Raw genomic sequence first — 14,312 nt, 5'->3', positions numbered from 1 at the left:
TGGTGAACTATTTACAATAAAGATAAGCGATTGATTACCAGTTGTTCAAACGACTTTTGCAAAAACGGTAATAATGGTAGGTAAATCAGTAATATGGGTATTAAATGTACCATTCCCATACAATATTTTTGTTCAACCTAATTTTAGAAAAAACTAAAAATGTATTCATCATTAAATAGTAGACGATCAATGCCACAACTGCCATATTCACTACAAGCGTTTATTTTATACCTGATTTTAACAACCCCAATTTTTATAAACGGTCAAGAAACGGAAAACAAACCATTCTTAGACGATTTTAGTGGAACCGCCACGGTTACCCATAATGGTATTTCATTGGTGCCGTCATTTTCCTTGGGTGATCCTGCGGCTATTTTTGATTTTAAATTAACTAAAGGTAAATTCAGTTTTGAACCCGATATGCGATTTGCTTTGGAAGGTAAACCCTGGTCTTTTCTATTTTGGTTTCGCTATAAAGCTTTTCAAAAGGAACGTTTTTCCTTACGCATAGGTGCGCATCCTGCACTAAATTTTAGAACTGTGGGCATCCTTAGGGACGGGCAAGCAGAGGAACTTATGGAGACGCGGCGCTATATAGCTGCCGAGATTGTTCCCAACTACAAAATTTCGAAAAAAGTGAATGTGGGAATGTATTACCTAAGAGGTCAAGGCTTTGACGAAGGTATTAAAACATCAAATTTTTTCGTCTTAAATTCCTCTTTTACAAATCTTCATATTTCAGAAAAGCTATACTTCAATTTATCACCTCAGGTATATTATCTTACTTTAGATGACGATCAAGGCTATTATGCCGTAGCTTTTATCACCTTGGCAAAAAAGGATTTTCCCCTATCAATTTCTTCCATATTGAACAAGGCCATTGATACCCAAATTTCTCCTGAAGATGATTTTATATGGAATGTATCCTTGAATTATAGTTTTGGGGGCAACAGAACTAAGCGAACAAAAAAAGTAGCACAATGAAAACGAGAAAATTAGGTAGTCTAGAAGTTTCTGAAATTGGCCTCGGTTGTATGGGAATGAGCTTCGGTTACGGTCCTGCCAAAAATGTAAAAGAAATGACTACATTGATCCATAGGGCAGTGGATATGGGTGTTACTTTTTTTGATACAGCGGAAATCTACGGCCCTTATATCAATGAAGAACTAGTTGGGAAGGCATTAAAACCTTTTAAAAATCGGGTAAAAATAGCCACCAAGTTTGGGTTTGGATATTCAGATGGTAAACCAATGGGCTTGAACAGCCATCCAGACAATATTCGAGACATGGTGGACGCATCTTTGCAACGGTTACAGCTAGAAACCATAGATTTATTGTATCAACATCGTGTGGACCCCAATGTGCCCATTGAAGAGGTTGCCGGTACCGTAAAAGATTTAATAATTGAGGGGAAAGTGCATCATTTTGGGCTGTCGGAAGCTAGTGCCTCTACCATTAGGAAAGCACATGCTATTCAACCGGTTACCGCACTACAGAGCGAATATTCGTTATGGTGGCGAGAACCAGAGGAAAAAACCTTTGACACCTTACAGGAATTAGGAATCGGTTTTGTTCCTTTTAGCCCATTGGGCAAAGGCTTTTTGACGGGAAAAATGACTAAGGACACGACCTTTGACAGTACCGATTTTAGGAGTAGTGTGCCAAGGTTCAGCCCTGGGTCTATGGCGGCTAACCAAGTTGTAGTAGACCTGATCGAAGAAATTGCCCAAGAAAAGGAAATTACGCCCGCACAATTGGCATTGGCTTGGGTATTGGCACAACACGAATGGATTGTTCCCATACCTGGAACCACCAAACAGCATCGTTTGGAAGAAAACTTGGGGGCAGCCTCCGTATCTTTTACCACCGACGAACTTATTAAAATTGAGAAAGCGAGCTCTAAAATTGAGGTTCAAGGAGAAAGATACCCTGAAAGTGCGCAGAAAATGATAGACGAATAATAGGCCTGCCATTTTCTAAAGATTGCAATTGCAAACTTAAAATAGGGGAATGAATATTTTGAGTCTTTAGAAAAGCTTAGTGTAATTAATGTATGTGAATCCGTAATTAGGGTAAGACATTTATCAACATTGATAGATATCTTCGATAGCATAAAAATATTTACTTCTTTTCAAAACAATTAAAAATAGCAACATATGAAAATGATCTTGTTGAACAATGGAATAAAAATGCCGTTTCTAGGTTTTGGCGTATTCCAAATCAGTGATTTTACCGAATGCGAGCGTAGTGTTATGGATGCCAAGAAGTAGGTTATCGATTGATAGATACGGCCGCATCCTATGGTAATGAGGTAGCCGTTGGCAATGCCATTAAAAAAAGTGGTGTTTCCAGAGAAGAGTTATTTGTCACCACAAAACTGTGGATCCAGTCTAACGGGTATGAAGGTACTAGAAAGGCATTTCAGGAATCTTTGGATAAACTGCAACTTGATTATTTGGACCTTTATCTCATACACCAGCCCTATGGCGATGTATATGGTTCTTGGCGAGCTATGGAAGAATTGTACAAAGCGGGTAAGATTAGGGCTATTGGCGTAAGTAATTTTCATCCGGATAGGGTGATGGACCTTATACTTCACAATGAAATAACACCTGCTGTGAACCAAATAGAGACCCATCCATTTCATCAACAGCTGGAAACCCAAAAATTCTTAGAGGAACAAAATATTCAGATAGAGTCATGGGCCCCTTTTTCCGAAGGAAGAAATGACCTTTTTTCCAATGAACTGTTATCCGGTATCGGGAAAAAATATAATAAATCAATAGCCCAAGTAGTGTTGAAATGGCTAATCCAACGTGGTGTGGTGGCCATACCAAAATCGGTAAGAAAAGAAAGGATGAGGGAGAATATTGATATTTTCGATTTTGAACTTTCCAACGAGGATATGGATGCAATTAAATTATTGGATATGAATACCAGTAGCTTTTTTGACCACAGAGATCCTACTATGGTGAAGTGGCTGGGGGAACGTAAATTATAGAGTATTGAAGATGTAGAATATTAAAACCTAGCTGTTATTGCTAATAATGGTGATGTTTGGGTTAAAGGCATTCTTGCATTAATGTAATCCAATATTATTTTAGCAACTTCTTTAGAAAGCATACCCAAGTAAGTCCTTACATGGTTAGAAAGGACTAAGACTTACCGACTGATTTTTTATAAATTGCCATAAACAAGATTTCAAATAGAACTACAATGACTCAAATTAAAATAAATTTATCCGTGCTTCTAATAATTTTATTGGTGACTACCTGCAGCACATTCGCACAAACTAAAACCGCAAAAAAAACCAGTAATATGATGGTACGCATCGCCGAAATCGAAATCGATTCAAATTACCTGGATGAATATATTGCAATACTCAAAGAAGAGTCGGAAGCATCCGTTAGGCTAGAAGCAGGGGTTATCTGTATTTACCCCATGTTTAAAGCGGAGGCCCCCACACAAATACGGTTATTGGAGATTTATGCCAGTAAGGAAGACTATGAGGCACATCTGAAAACACCCCATTTTCTAGAATATAAAATAGCTACTTTGAAGATGGTAAAGGATTTGAAACTTATTGAAATGAGTGCTATAGACGCTCAATCTATGCCAATGATTTTCCAAAAATTAAACCAATGATTACTGACACCAACAATGCTAATATTACCAAGTAAAGAATTTATTGTTTTAAAACAACCTTGGTTTCTTTAAAAGTTAGGGAATGTTAATAAATATTTTTGACGCAATTAAACCTTTTTTAAAATTCAAGGTCAAACTGACCGCTAAATACAATAAATAACTAGTGCCAAGAACTGGAGTAATACTTTTAAGGAAATGAAGCGGAAGGATTTTTTGATAAAGGGACTGGTTAGTTTAGGAGGTGTTGTCGCTTTGACAGGATTTGCCAATACACATAAAAAAAGCACAATCGGACAAGATATAAATTCAGAGGATTGTAATGTTTCGCCCCGTGAAACTAAAGGTCCATTTCCCAACAAAACTCCTGCGGACTATGTTCGTGAAAATATTATCGGCGACCGAAAAGGTGTCCCTCTGTTAATTAGCCTAACCGTTTTGGACAAGAATTCCGGTTGTGAGCCTTTGAAGAACGCATTGGTAGATATCTGGCATTGTGATAACCAAGGGAATTATTCCGAATATGGAGGCATTAGAATGCAACAAACGGATTTGACACAAAAGCATTTTTTAAGGGGTAGACAAACCACCGATGCCAATGGCACGGTATCGTTCATCAGTATTTTTCCTGGGTATTATCCGGGACGTGCACCTCATATTCATTTAGAAGTTTTAACTTCAAAAGCTAAATCTGTATTGGTTACCCAGGTCGCTTTGCCAGAAAATATATGTGATACGGTATATGCTTCTGAAAATTATCAGGGGACCGGTTATGTTCGTAATACCAGGGATGGGATATTTAGTAATAGTCTAGATCAGAATATGGCAGATAAGGTTTCAGGCAATATTATTGATGGCTTTATACTAGAAAAAGCAGTCGTGGTAACTATATAAATGACAACAAGATTTATATAATTTATAGGTCATGACACAAAAATTAAAATTAGTATTGTTGGCAGTATTTGGTTCAGCTGTAATGGTATTTGCCCATGAAAAAACTGATGATGACCATACAAATTCAGGAAAATTTGTACATACGGTCTATTTCAAACTAAAACAAGAAACCCACAAACAATTGGTTTTAAAATTCTTACGAACAGTTAAAAACATTAAAGTCCTTAAAAGTATCGAAATTGAAAATTTTATCGATACGGATAATCCTAAAAACAATCAAATCAATAATTAAACATCAACAACTTTTAAAATTTTTAAAACATGGGAAGAAAATCAGAAAACACGTTCAGGGAATTTCATAGATACTTAGGATTCTTTTTAGCCGGTATCATGGCGGTCTATGCCATAAGTGGTATAGTACTCACCTTCAGGAATACGGACTATATGAAAAGCGAGGTTCAAGTAAATAGTACCCTGGAAGCCAATTTAGAAGGAGATGCGTTGGGTATGGCTTTACGAAGACGTGGCTTTAAAGCGGATAAAACAGAAGGAGACGTTGTATATTTTCAAGGCGGTACCTATAACAAAGCTACTGGGGAAGCATCGTACACCGAAAAAAAATTACCGATAGTTCTTGAAAAAATGAACAATCTACACAAAATGCATTCTGGCAACCCTTTCTTTTGGTTGGGTATTTTCTTCGGAATCGCATTGTTGTTCTTTTCAATCTCGGCTTTTTTCATGTTCAGGCCCAGTGCACCCATTTATAAAAAGGGACTGTATTTCGCCGGGGCAGGATTTCTACTGACCATTATATTATTTTTTGTGTAAACACCTGAACTTTTTACTTTTTTATAACAGAAAGTCCTGTTCTTTTCATTAGAACAGGACTTTCTGTTATAAGAGAATATTGGGTCAGATTAAAAATTGCACAAAATTCTTGAAGGTATGTTGAGCTTAAAATAAAACAGATAGAAAGACATAGCTTTTAATGAACCGAAAAAGATGTACTTTTCGATAATGAAATCCGAACCTTTAATTGCACATTTTAAAACCTACCTCCCTTTTGAGGAAGCAGAAATTTCCTTGATCGAAGACAGGATTTCGCGGCGAAGACTTAAACGTCGGGAGCATATAATGGTTACAGGAGAAATTTGCAGATATTACACTTTTGTGGTAAAAGGAGTACTTCGCCTTTATGGTATTGACCCAACCGGAAAGGAGCATAATATTCTTTTTGCAGCGGAGAACGATTGGATTTCCGATATTACTAGCTTTCACGACACCACGCCGGGAGTATCTAATATTCAAGCCATTGAACCTTCGGAAATCATTCAAATTGCACAACAGGACCTGTACCATCTATATTTAAATATCCCCAAACTGGATCGTATCTTTAAAGTGATTACCGAAGAAAAATACGTAGAGCTTCAAAACAGGGTTTTTCAAAACATAAGTTCTACGGCACAGCAACGGTATACTTATTTCCATGAGAAATATCCGCATTTGGCCACTCGATTACCCAACACCCAAATAGCTTCCTATTTAGGCATTACTCCCGAATTTTTAAGTACGATCCGCAAGGAAATCATCTTGGGGAAATAATACATCATCTTCATTTCTTAAACTAGTTTAAGGGTAGTAATAAAGCAACTATTGGATATTTGTACCTCACAAACACTATAATAATTTTGACATGCAACTAAAAACTCCAATTATTGCCCTATTAATCCTTTTAGGATGCTCCTTTATCTCTAATGCCCAATCGCAAATAGACAATCTTGTTCAAGATTGGGAACGTGCAAAAGCATATTCCCTTGAATATTTAGAAGTCATGCCAGCCGATAAATTTAATTTTAAGGCAACACCGGAAGTGCGTTCTTTTGCAGAGCAGATGCTACACCTTACAGATGCCAATTATGGATTCACAGCAACGGTCACGGGTATCGAAAGCCCTGTTGGTATGGGAGAATCCGAAAAAAGCACGGATACTTCCAAGGAAAATGTGACCAAATTGGTGACCGCGGGATACGATTTTGTAATCTCTGGCTTAAAAGCGTTGAACGATGAACAACTATCAGAACAAGTGACGCTTTTTGGTAGGTTTGAACTGACTAAAGGTCAAGCTTTATCAAAACTATTTGAGCATCAAACACACCACAGGGGCCAAACAACTATTTACATAAGGCTTGTTGGTGCAACCCCGCCAAATGAGAAATTATTTTAATTGAAAGAAAGGAAACATGAAAAAGTATATACTATTACTCTTTTTAGGTTTATGGACCATAGGAGCAGTTTCGCAGACCTTAAAGCTAAAAAGCCAAGAATTCGAACTACATAACGTTACAGGCTCCATTATTAAATTTCAAGGTAAAAAAGTGTTGAAGATTGAGCGTGATCTAGAGGCGCTTCCCTTCGATGCCGATAGATTGGAAGAAACTGTGGATGAAACGCACTATGCCCGTCTTGTTGGGTTAGATGATTTTGAAAACGGTACCATAGAAGTGAAAATGTACAGCCAGATTCAAAATCCATCCCCGTATGCACCTGCAGCTGGATTTATAGGGGTATATTTTAGAATAAAGGAAGATGATTCAGCCTTTGAATCCATTTATTTGCGTCCCAAGGTAGGTAGGATCAATAACCAGTATGCGAGAAACCATGCTGTACAATATTTCTCATATCCTGATTATAAATTTCAAACCTTGCGAGATGATTTTCCAGCGGGAACATATGAAGGTTCTGCTCCTGTAACCCTTAATGAATGGATTACAATGAGAATTGAAGTTAATGGAGAAACTGCCGAAATGTTTATCAATGATATGAAATATTCGTCCTTTATTGTAAATAAGATGTTAGGGAAAAACAAGAAAGGTTACTTAGGATTGTATGTAGATATTGGTACAATTGGCTACTTTAGAGATTTAAAAGTTACCAAACGTGCCTTTAAAAAAGAAAAGGAAAATAAGGAAAAGATTGATGATATTTAGCATAACAGTTTTAGGCAATATTTTATGAAAAAGATACTTCGATTACCACTTGTTTTCTCCCTACTTTTCTCAATATTAAGTGTGGCGCAAAATGATAAGATTCCCTACGGAAACAATGACCTTGCCGGTCAACATGTTCAATTGGGCGATGCAAGAATCTACTATGAAACGTATGGTGAAGGAGAACCCATTGTCTTGCTGCATGGGGGCATTATGGGTTATATCGATGAAATGGCAGGGTTTATTGAAAAGCTAAAACCCAGTTATAAAGTTATTGCCATGGCTACCCGTGGCCACGGCAAATCTGAAATAGGCACGGAAACCATTACGTACGAATTAAAGGCCAATGATGTTATGGCCGTTATCAATGCTATAACCAAGGATAGTGTAACCATCCTGGGGTTTAGTGATGGGGCCTATACGAGTTATAAGGTGGCTAGCATGTTTCCAGAACGGGTCAAAAAACTGATTGCTATCGGTGCAGGGGAACAGGTTCCCGGTTTGCGAAAAGTCGTCTTTACCGGAGGGCCGTTCAATTCTGATAATGAGTTTTGGAAAGAAAAGAAAAAACTAATGCCAGAGCCCCAAAGGCTGGAAGCATTCTGGAGCGATATGTAGTATTTTTACAATACCATGACAGCAAGCAAAGAATTGTTCAACAGCATCCAATGCCCTGTTCTGGTCATGGCCGGGGAACTTGATAGGAATGCCCCATTGGCTACCGTCATAGCGGCATATCAAATGATTCCCAATAGTCAATTGGCCATTATCGCCAACACGGGGCACGTAGTTTTCATGGAAAACTTTGATGCGGTTTGGGCGAGCATACACCCATTTTTGTCGGCTTTGGAAAATGAACGATAAGCACAAAAATGAATACACAGCTTCTTTTGGATTACCATTGATAGACTCCATTTGTTGGATAAAATTTGATGGTGACCCAAAGAAGTCCACACTTGTGTTTTTACACGATTCTTTAGGTTGTATTGCGCTTTGGAGGGATTTTCTCCAGAAACTGGGCCAAGTACTAAACTGCAATGTTATCGTATACGACCGTCTGGGATATGGAAAATCATGTCCTTTTATGTCGAACATTCGCGGACTTGACTATATGGAAATTGAGGCCGATATTTTAAATGACCTTATGGTTTATTGGGGAATTGAAAATGCAGTGCTTTTTGGCCATAGTGATGGTGGTTCCATTGCCCTTTTAATGGCAGCCAAATATCCGGATAAGGTTAAAGCGATACTCTCCGAGGGTGCGCATGTTTTTGTAGAGGATATAACCATAAAAGGTATTGAGGAGGCGGTTGAATTATATAAAACGACCGACTTAAAAACGAGATTGATAAAATACCATGGAGACAAGACCGAAGCCATGTTCATGGCATGGTCCAAAACTTGGTTACGGGAAGATTTTAAAGATTGGAACATCGAATCTTATTTGAAGAATATCGTTTGTCCTGTCTTGGTCATCCAAGGAGAAGAGGATGAATATGGTACATTAAAACAGGTACAAAGTATTGTTGATAATACGGTCGGTCTTTCCCAGAAGCTCATAATTCCTAAAATAGGCCATTCCCCTCATAAGGAGTCTCCAGAATTAATTTTGGAGGCAACTTGCCAATTTATTAGGCACATAAGTTAAATTATGTTTCAAGCTCATCAAAACCAATTATTGGTCCTTTAGAAACCGATACATAAATGGCGCCCTGTTTTGCGCCCCCGTAAATTTTTTGCCCAAACGCTCCAACACATTAAGCGCCAATATTTTCTTTTGAAAATTATTCATAGGAAACGTTTTATTATACACTACTTCATACAATTGTTTTACCTCTTTCATGGTAAACTCATCTGGCAGAAGATTAAAGCCTATTAGTTTTTCATCCAGATTTTGGCGTAATGCTTTTATGGCGTAGGTAACAATTTCATTATGATCGTGTGTCATTTTAGGTAAATCCATTATACTTTCCCATTGTAATTGTTTTTCCAACCCTCCGGTTTTTGGAGTTACTTTATCAATATCTACCAATGCATAATATCCAACACAAACAAACCTATCGGTCACCCAATCAATCGTTTTTTTGTCAAAATTGTTTCCTTCCAAGGTTTTTAATGCCTCTAGTATTTCATTTTTGTGTGGACTGCCAATGATGCGATTTTCCCCACCGAACACTCGAAACTGATCTAGATAAATATCGCTCAAGCCAGTTCTCTCTTGTAAAATTCTTGCAGCAGCGGTATCTGTACTTTCTCTCTTTAAAACGTAACCACCTGGTAAGGCCCACAAATTATTTCCATAAGAGAGTTTAGAAATAAGCACTTTTAATTCTTTGTTTTTATATCCAAAAATAACACAGTCGATTGATAGGTTTGGCAGGTAATCTGTAACAACTATTTTTTTCATGAAAAGATTCTGTAGTACAAACTTAAGGGTATTTTTTAGGATGAAACTTGTAGGGATTCAAAATTTTATAACTATTATCTATTTTATAGAAAATAAAGATTATATTCGTTTCACTCGAACAACTTAAAATCAACTTAAATGAAATTATCGTTACTCCATAGATTGTTATTGGGCATTATTTTTAGCATATTTTTTTTGATAACCACAGAGGAAGTGAAAGCACAGAACACCTCGGATTCCCTTCAAATAATTAAACTATTACAAAAAGAAGGACTCGCCTGGCGCATGGGCGATCTAGAAGGTTTTACTTCTTCTTGGCAAGAGAGGCCTTATGGTAGAATTATGTCCTCATCAAAAGATGGTAATGTCATGAATATTCCTGCTTCCTTTATGAAGACTCCACCCAAGGAAATATTTGGTAATGGGGGTATGGTCATACACACCAACCATAAAATAGGTATTTATGAGAAGAGTGCATGGGTTAGCCACGATGAAGTTGCCATTGATAAATTTGGGAAGGAAAACCATACGTACGAAATGCGTATGTTGGAAAAAGTAGATAACCAATGGAAATTGGTGGGGCAATCTGCGCACTCTTTTAACCCTAAAAAAGAAGGAGCCAAAATTGATACCACCAGTTATATACAAACCGTGGATATTACTTCGGGATTAATCGAAACAGTTCTGTCGGTCCCCGTTCTTTATGAAGCCCCAAATTGGCATCCGAACAATTATTTAATTGTAAATAGTAAAGGGAAATTGCATACCCTAGACCTTGATAGCAAAGAATTAAAAGTATTGGACAGTGGTTTTGCCGATAAAAACAATAATGATCATGTAATTTCTCCTGATAATAAGTGGTTGGGCATAAGCCATGTAGACCAAAATGACCCCTCCCCAAAAGCCTATAAATCTGCTGTATATATAATGCCCATTGAAGGTGGTAAACCCAAAAGACTTACTCCGGAAGTAATGTCTTTTCTGCATGGTTGGACACCCGATAGTAAGACGGTTGCCTATACTGGTGAACGCAATGGAAATTTTGACATTTATACCATTGGCATTAACGGTGGAAAAGAAAAACGTTTGACCAAAACAGATGGTTTGGACGATGGTCCGGATTATTCGCCTGATGGTAAATACATCTATTTTAATTCGTACCGTACAGGATATATGCAAATTTGGAGAATGCGTGCCAATGGCTCTAGACCAGAGCAATTAACCTTCGACGAAAACTCAAACTGGTTTCCGCACCCTTCCCCAGACGGCAAATACATCGTATACATAGCCTATACTTCGGATGAAAAACAAAACCATTTATTCGGCAAGCAAGTAAAATTGAGATTAATGGATATTGAAACTAAAGAAATTAAGGACATAACACCGGTTTTCTTTGGCGGACAAGGCACTATAAACGTACCTTCTTGGAGTCCCGACAGTAAAAAAATTGCTTTTGTAAGCTACTCGATTAATTAATCATCAATTTAAAATTATACTAATGTATAAAGACAACAGTAATAAAAGACGTTCGTTTTTAAAACAACTAGGCGCCACAACTTTAGCAACAGCAGCAGTACCTTTCACATCCTTTGCGGCACAAGAAAAAGCGGAGGAGCGTATACTTCGATATAATAAAAATTTTACGGCCAATGATACCGTTCGTATCGGGGTAATCGGTTATGGGGTACAAGGTCATTTTGACCTAGCCACCGCACTAAGGGTTCCCGGTGTAGAATTGGTGGCCATTTGCGACCTATATGCCGGAAGATTGGTGAACGCCCAAGAGCAATTTGGAAAAGAACTGTTCACCACCAAAAACTATATGGATATTTTGGATCGAGAAGACATTGATGCCGTACTCATCTGTACTACCGATATCTGGCATTCAAAAATTACCTTAGATGCACTTGCTAAAGGAAAGCACGTATACCTGGAAAAACCTATGGTCTATAAAATTGACCAAGGATATTCCGTAATGGAAGCTGCAAAAAAATCAAATAAAGTCTTACAGATAGGTAGCCAGCGTGTAAGTAGTGTTGGGTATGCCAAGGCAAAAGAATTATTGGCCGACGGTGCCATTGGCAAATTAAACATGGTCAATGCCGCTTGGGACAGGCAAAGTTCTATTGGTGCTTGGGAATACACGATTCCTGCCGATGCCAGCCCAGAAACCACCAGTTGGGACAAATATGTGGAACAAACCGAAAAAATGGAATTCGATGCCAAAAAATTCTTTTGGTGGCGCGCCTATAAAGAGTTTGGTACCGGTGTTGCGGGTGACCTCTACATACATTTGTTAAGTGGCACCCATTTTATAACCAACTCTAAAGGTCCAAAGGATATTTATAGTACTGGGCAATTCAGTTATTGGAACGATGGCAGAAACATGCCCGATGTAATGTCCGGAGTCATGCAATATCCCGATAGTCCAGAGCATCCTGCCTTTCAATTGAACTTACAGGTAAACTTCATTAGTGGCACGGGTGGCCGCGAAGTCATTCAATTGGTAGGTTCGGAAGGGGTCATTTTAATCAACGGAAGTGATATTACCCTAAAACGTAATAAAATGCCCGAAGCGCCAGGCTTTGGCGGGTATGATTCATTATTTACTTTTTCGAAAGAAATGCAGGATAAAATGCAAACCGAGTACGATGCTAAATGGACGGCTATACAAAAAGGTAGAATCCCACAAGGTGACATTATTTACAAAGCACCAGAGGGTTATAGTGACCACTTAGACCATTTTACCAATTTCTTTGATGCGGTACGCACAGGCAAAAAAGTAGTGGAAGATGCCGAGTTTGGTTTTAGGGCCGCCGCACCGGCATTGGCCTGTAACGAAAGTTATTTCAGTAAAAAAATAATGCACTGGGACCCCAATACCATGAAACTGGTGTAAAAGTAAAGTTTACGAAAAGTATACTTAAAAAGGGCAATCTGCAGGTTGCCCTTTTTACATTTTGACCATTAGTCACGTAGATTATCGACCTTGTATTCCTCGAAATAGCGTATTAATTCAACATCCGGTACTCCTGAGGGGTATATCCCACCTTTTTCTTGAAGAGTCTTGTGAAATGTTGCGGGTATTTAAATCCAAGTTCGTATGCTATTTCACTTAAAGATTTATCGGGTTCGAATATTTTTTGTTTCGCTGCTTGAACAAGGGTATCCTGTATATGGTCATTGGCACTTTTGCCGGTATCTTTCTTGATCAGATCTCCAAAATAATTCGGGGACAGATGTTGTTCTTCAGCAAAATAACTGACCGATGGCGTACCTAATTCCTTTGCTTTTCCCGATTGTATGTAGGAGCTTAGGGAAGCCTCGAATTGTTCAATAACACTTAGATTTTCTTTTTCCCTTGTAATGAACTGACGGTCATAGAAACGGATGCAGTATTTTAAAAAGAGTTCTATATTGGCAACTACCAGCTCTTTACTATGTCTGTCTATCCCCTGTGATAGTTCATTTTGTATCTTCTCGAACAAATCCAAAATCAGTTCGCGTTCTTTTTGGGAAATATGCAAGGCTTCATGGAATTGATAGGAAAAATAAGAATAGTTGGATATTGTTTTACCCAAGTTGGTATTCCATAATAAATCAGGATGAAATAGCAGGGCATACCCAGAGGGTTTAAAGTCTTTATCAATATGTGCCACGTTTACCACTTGTCCTGGAGCAAGAAATACCAATGTCCCATCTTGGTAATCATAGTTTTGGCGCCCATATTTCAATATACATCCCTCTCCTTGTTTCAAAAAAACACCGTAAAAATGATATCGAACGGCCTCTGCATGTTCCCCATTAGTCCAACTCCCTTCAGATAGGTCATGAACACTAACAAGTGGGTGTAAGGTTGCCAGGTTAAATTTGGAACAATAATCATCGACCTTTATCAAATCTTTTGTGTTGGACATCCCTGAAATATTTTGTTTGAATTTAGTTAAAGTTTTGTGAACAAATGATTTACAAAGAATCAATCCGTAAAAATGGTAGGTGAATCCGTAATTGTGGTAAGCATTTCATTTTTAAAATTCCATAGATTTGGAAAAGGTAATTTTAAAATTTAAATCAATAAAATAATTGCATAATGAGAACATTTTTAATAGGACTTTTTTCAGGAATCCTTAGTATAACTTCTTTTGCGCAAGAATCTATCTTTCCTATGGGTGAAAAAGCGGCAAACGTACACCATACCGGTGATATTTGGCTTACGCATGTTGTAGATGCGGATGAAACCTTTAAACATAGCGTAGCACAAGCGGTTTCAGCGCCTGGAGCATTTCTTAACTGGCATTTACATCCAGATGGCCAACAATTGTTAATCACTAACGGAGTTGGTTTTTATCAAGAAAAAGGAAAGGAAGTACAAGTTATGC

At 37.9% G+C, this 14,312-nt stretch carries 17 protein-coding genes and 1 pseudogene; 16 read left to right on the top strand and 2 right to left on the bottom strand.

Features of this window, described 5'->3' with window-relative positions; all coding sequences use genetic code 11:
* Positions 1–159 precede the first annotated feature (159 nt).
* From AACZ49_RS15080 to AACZ49_RS15020, 13 genes are all read left to right on the top strand, one after another.
* Positions 160–984: a hypothetical protein gene (locus AACZ49_RS15080; protein ID WP_339656654.1), complete on the top strand. Its 825-nt coding sequence runs from the start codon at positions 160–162 to the stop codon at positions 982–984.
* Positions 981–1,961 (top strand): aldo/keto reductase, encoded by a 981-nt coding sequence (locus AACZ49_RS15075; protein ID WP_339656652.1) that lies wholly within the window; start codon positions 981–983, stop codon positions 1,959–1,961. The genes AACZ49_RS15080 and AACZ49_RS15075 overlap by 4 nt, the downstream gene beginning before the upstream one ends.
* 317 nt (positions 1,962–2,278) lie before the next feature.
* Positions 2,279–3,001: an aldo/keto reductase gene (locus AACZ49_RS15070; protein WP_339656650.1), complete on the top strand. Its 723-nt coding sequence runs from the start codon at positions 2,279–2,281 to the stop codon at positions 2,999–3,001.
* 215 nt (positions 3,002–3,216) lie between these two features.
* Complete coding sequence (locus AACZ49_RS15065) at positions 3,217–3,645, top strand: antibiotic biosynthesis monooxygenase family protein (RefSeq protein WP_339656648.1); 429 nt, start codon at positions 3,217–3,219, stop codon at positions 3,643–3,645.
* Positions 3,646–3,840: 195 nt separating this feature from the next.
* Positions 3,841–4,536, top strand: a complete 696-nt coding sequence (locus AACZ49_RS15060) for an intradiol ring-cleavage dioxygenase (RefSeq protein WP_339656647.1) — start codon at positions 3,841–3,843, stop codon at positions 4,534–4,536.
* 31 nt (positions 4,537–4,567) lie between these two features.
* A complete protein-coding gene (locus tag AACZ49_RS15055) occupies positions 4,568–4,828 on the top strand; it encodes a hypothetical protein (RefSeq protein ID WP_339656645.1) in 261 nt (86 codons plus the stop codon).
* Between the two features lie 29 nt (positions 4,829–4,857).
* Complete coding sequence (locus AACZ49_RS15050) at positions 4,858–5,367, top strand: PepSY-associated TM helix domain-containing protein (RefSeq protein ID WP_339656643.1); 510 nt, start codon at positions 4,858–4,860, stop codon at positions 5,365–5,367.
* Between the two features lie 189 nt (positions 5,368–5,556).
* Positions 5,557–6,141, top strand: coding sequence for a Crp/Fnr family transcriptional regulator (locus AACZ49_RS15045; RefSeq protein ID WP_339656642.1), 585 nt, complete (start codon positions 5,557–5,559; stop codon positions 6,139–6,141).
* Positions 6,142–6,232: 91 nt separating this feature from the next.
* Positions 6,233–6,763 (top strand): DinB family protein, encoded by a 531-nt coding sequence (locus tag AACZ49_RS15040; protein ID WP_339656640.1) that lies wholly within the window; start codon positions 6,233–6,235, stop codon positions 6,761–6,763.
* Between the two features lie 16 nt (positions 6,764–6,779).
* Positions 6,780–7,526: a family 16 glycoside hydrolase gene (locus AACZ49_RS15035; protein ID WP_339656638.1), complete on the top strand. Its 747-nt coding sequence runs from the start codon at positions 6,780–6,782 to the stop codon at positions 7,524–7,526.
* A 24-nt stretch (positions 7,527–7,550) separates the two neighbouring features.
* A complete protein-coding gene (locus AACZ49_RS15030) occupies positions 7,551–8,144 on the top strand; it encodes an alpha/beta hydrolase (RefSeq protein WP_339656637.1) in 594 nt (197 codons plus the stop codon).
* 15 nt (positions 8,145–8,159) lie between these two features.
* Entirely contained in the window at positions 8,160–8,390 is a 231-nt protein-coding gene (locus tag AACZ49_RS15025; RefSeq protein ID WP_339656635.1) for an alpha/beta hydrolase, read from the top strand.
* The gene (locus tag AACZ49_RS15020) at positions 8,380–9,174 is read left to right on the top strand and encodes an alpha/beta hydrolase (protein ID WP_339656634.1); all 795 of its coding nucleotides are present in this window, start codon (positions 8,380–8,382) and stop codon (positions 9,172–9,174) included. Before AACZ49_RS15025 ends, AACZ49_RS15020 begins: the two co-directional genes overlap by 11 nt.
* A 27-nt stretch (positions 9,175–9,201) precedes the next feature.
* On the opposite strand, the gene AACZ49_RS15015 is transcribed toward AACZ49_RS15020, so the two are convergent.
* Positions 9,202–9,933: an NUDIX domain-containing protein gene (locus tag AACZ49_RS15015; RefSeq protein ID WP_339656631.1), complete on the bottom strand. Its 732-nt coding sequence runs from the start codon at positions 9,931–9,933 to the stop codon at positions 9,202–9,204.
* A 138-nt stretch (positions 9,934–10,071) separates the two neighbouring features.
* Here AACZ49_RS15015 and AACZ49_RS15010 point away from each other — a divergent pair, with 138 nt between their 5' ends.
* The gene (locus AACZ49_RS15010; protein WP_339656628.1) at positions 10,072–11,409 is read left to right on the top strand and encodes a hypothetical protein; all 1,338 of its coding nucleotides are present in this window, start codon (positions 10,072–10,074) and stop codon (positions 11,407–11,409) included.
* A gap of 22 nt (positions 11,410–11,431) precedes the next feature.
* Positions 11,432–12,832, top strand: coding sequence for a Gfo/Idh/MocA family oxidoreductase (locus AACZ49_RS15005; RefSeq protein WP_339656625.1), 1,401 nt, complete (start codon positions 11,432–11,434; stop codon positions 12,830–12,832).
* 112 nt (positions 12,833–12,944) lie between these two features.
* On the opposite strand, the gene AACZ49_RS15000 is transcribed toward AACZ49_RS15005, so the two are convergent.
* The gene (locus AACZ49_RS15000; protein WP_339656622.1) at positions 12,945–13,850 is read right to left on the bottom strand and encodes a helix-turn-helix transcriptional regulator; all 906 of its coding nucleotides are present in this window, start codon (positions 13,848–13,850) and stop codon (positions 12,945–12,947) included.
* A 173-nt stretch (positions 13,851–14,023) separates the two neighbouring features.
* Here AACZ49_RS15000 and AACZ49_RS14995 point away from each other — a divergent pair.
* Positions 14,024–14,312 (top strand): annotated as a pseudogene (locus AACZ49_RS14995) (cupin domain-containing protein); the annotation flags it as partial.

Origin of the sequence: uncultured Maribacter sp. (assembly GCF_963975365.1) — a bacterium.
GTDB lineage: Bacteria > Bacteroidota > Bacteroidia > Flavobacteriales > Flavobacteriaceae > Maribacter.
The sequence above is the reverse complement of the archived record's forward strand: the minus strand, read 5'-3'. Positions and strand labels throughout refer to the sequence as shown.

Bases quoted from the DNA above. Each gene is read 5' to 3' on its own strand.
- AACZ49_RS15065 (WP_339656648.1), top strand. From the start codon at position 3,217: ATGACTCAAATTAAAATAAATTTATCCGTGCTTCTAATAATTTTATTG.
- AACZ49_RS15075 (WP_339656652.1), top strand. From the start codon at position 981: ATGAAAACGAGAAAATTAGGTAGTCTAGAAGTTTCTGAAATTGGCCTC.
- AACZ49_RS15000 (WP_339656622.1), bottom strand. From the start codon at position 13,850: ATGTCCAACACAAAAGATTTGATAAAGGTCGATGATTATTGTTCCAAA.
- AACZ49_RS15025 (WP_339656635.1), top strand. From the start codon at position 8,160: ATGACAGCAAGCAAAGAATTGTTCAACAGCATCCAATGCCCTGTTCTG.
- AACZ49_RS15080 (WP_339656654.1), top strand. From the start codon at position 160: ATGTATTCATCATTAAATAGTAGACGATCAATGCCACAACTGCCATAT.
- AACZ49_RS15045 (WP_339656642.1), top strand. From the start codon at position 5,557: ATGAAATCCGAACCTTTAATTGCACATTTTAAAACCTACCTCCCTTTT.
- AACZ49_RS15055 (WP_339656645.1), top strand. From the start codon at position 4,568: ATGACACAAAAATTAAAATTAGTATTGTTGGCAGTATTTGGTTCAGCT.
- AACZ49_RS15015 (WP_339656631.1), bottom strand. From the start codon at position 9,933: ATGAAAAAAATAGTTGTTACAGATTACCTGCCAAACCTATCAATCGAC.
- AACZ49_RS15010 (WP_339656628.1), top strand. From the start codon at position 10,072: ATGAAATTATCGTTACTCCATAGATTGTTATTGGGCATTATTTTTAGC.
- AACZ49_RS15020 (WP_339656634.1), top strand. From the start codon at position 8,380: ATGAACGATAAGCACAAAAATGAATACACAGCTTCTTTTGGATTACCA.
- AACZ49_RS15035 (WP_339656638.1), top strand. From the start codon at position 6,780: ATGAAAAAGTATATACTATTACTCTTTTTAGGTTTATGGACCATAGGA.
- AACZ49_RS15060 (WP_339656647.1), top strand. From the start codon at position 3,841: ATGAAGCGGAAGGATTTTTTGATAAAGGGACTGGTTAGTTTAGGAGGT.
- AACZ49_RS15030 (WP_339656637.1), top strand. From the start codon at position 7,551: ATGAAAAAGATACTTCGATTACCACTTGTTTTCTCCCTACTTTTCTCA.
- AACZ49_RS15050 (WP_339656643.1), top strand. From the start codon at position 4,858: ATGGGAAGAAAATCAGAAAACACGTTCAGGGAATTTCATAGATACTTA.
- AACZ49_RS15040 (WP_339656640.1), top strand. From the start codon at position 6,233: ATGCAACTAAAAACTCCAATTATTGCCCTATTAATCCTTTTAGGATGC.
- AACZ49_RS15005 (WP_339656625.1), top strand. From the start codon at position 11,432: ATGTATAAAGACAACAGTAATAAAAGACGTTCGTTTTTAAAACAACTA.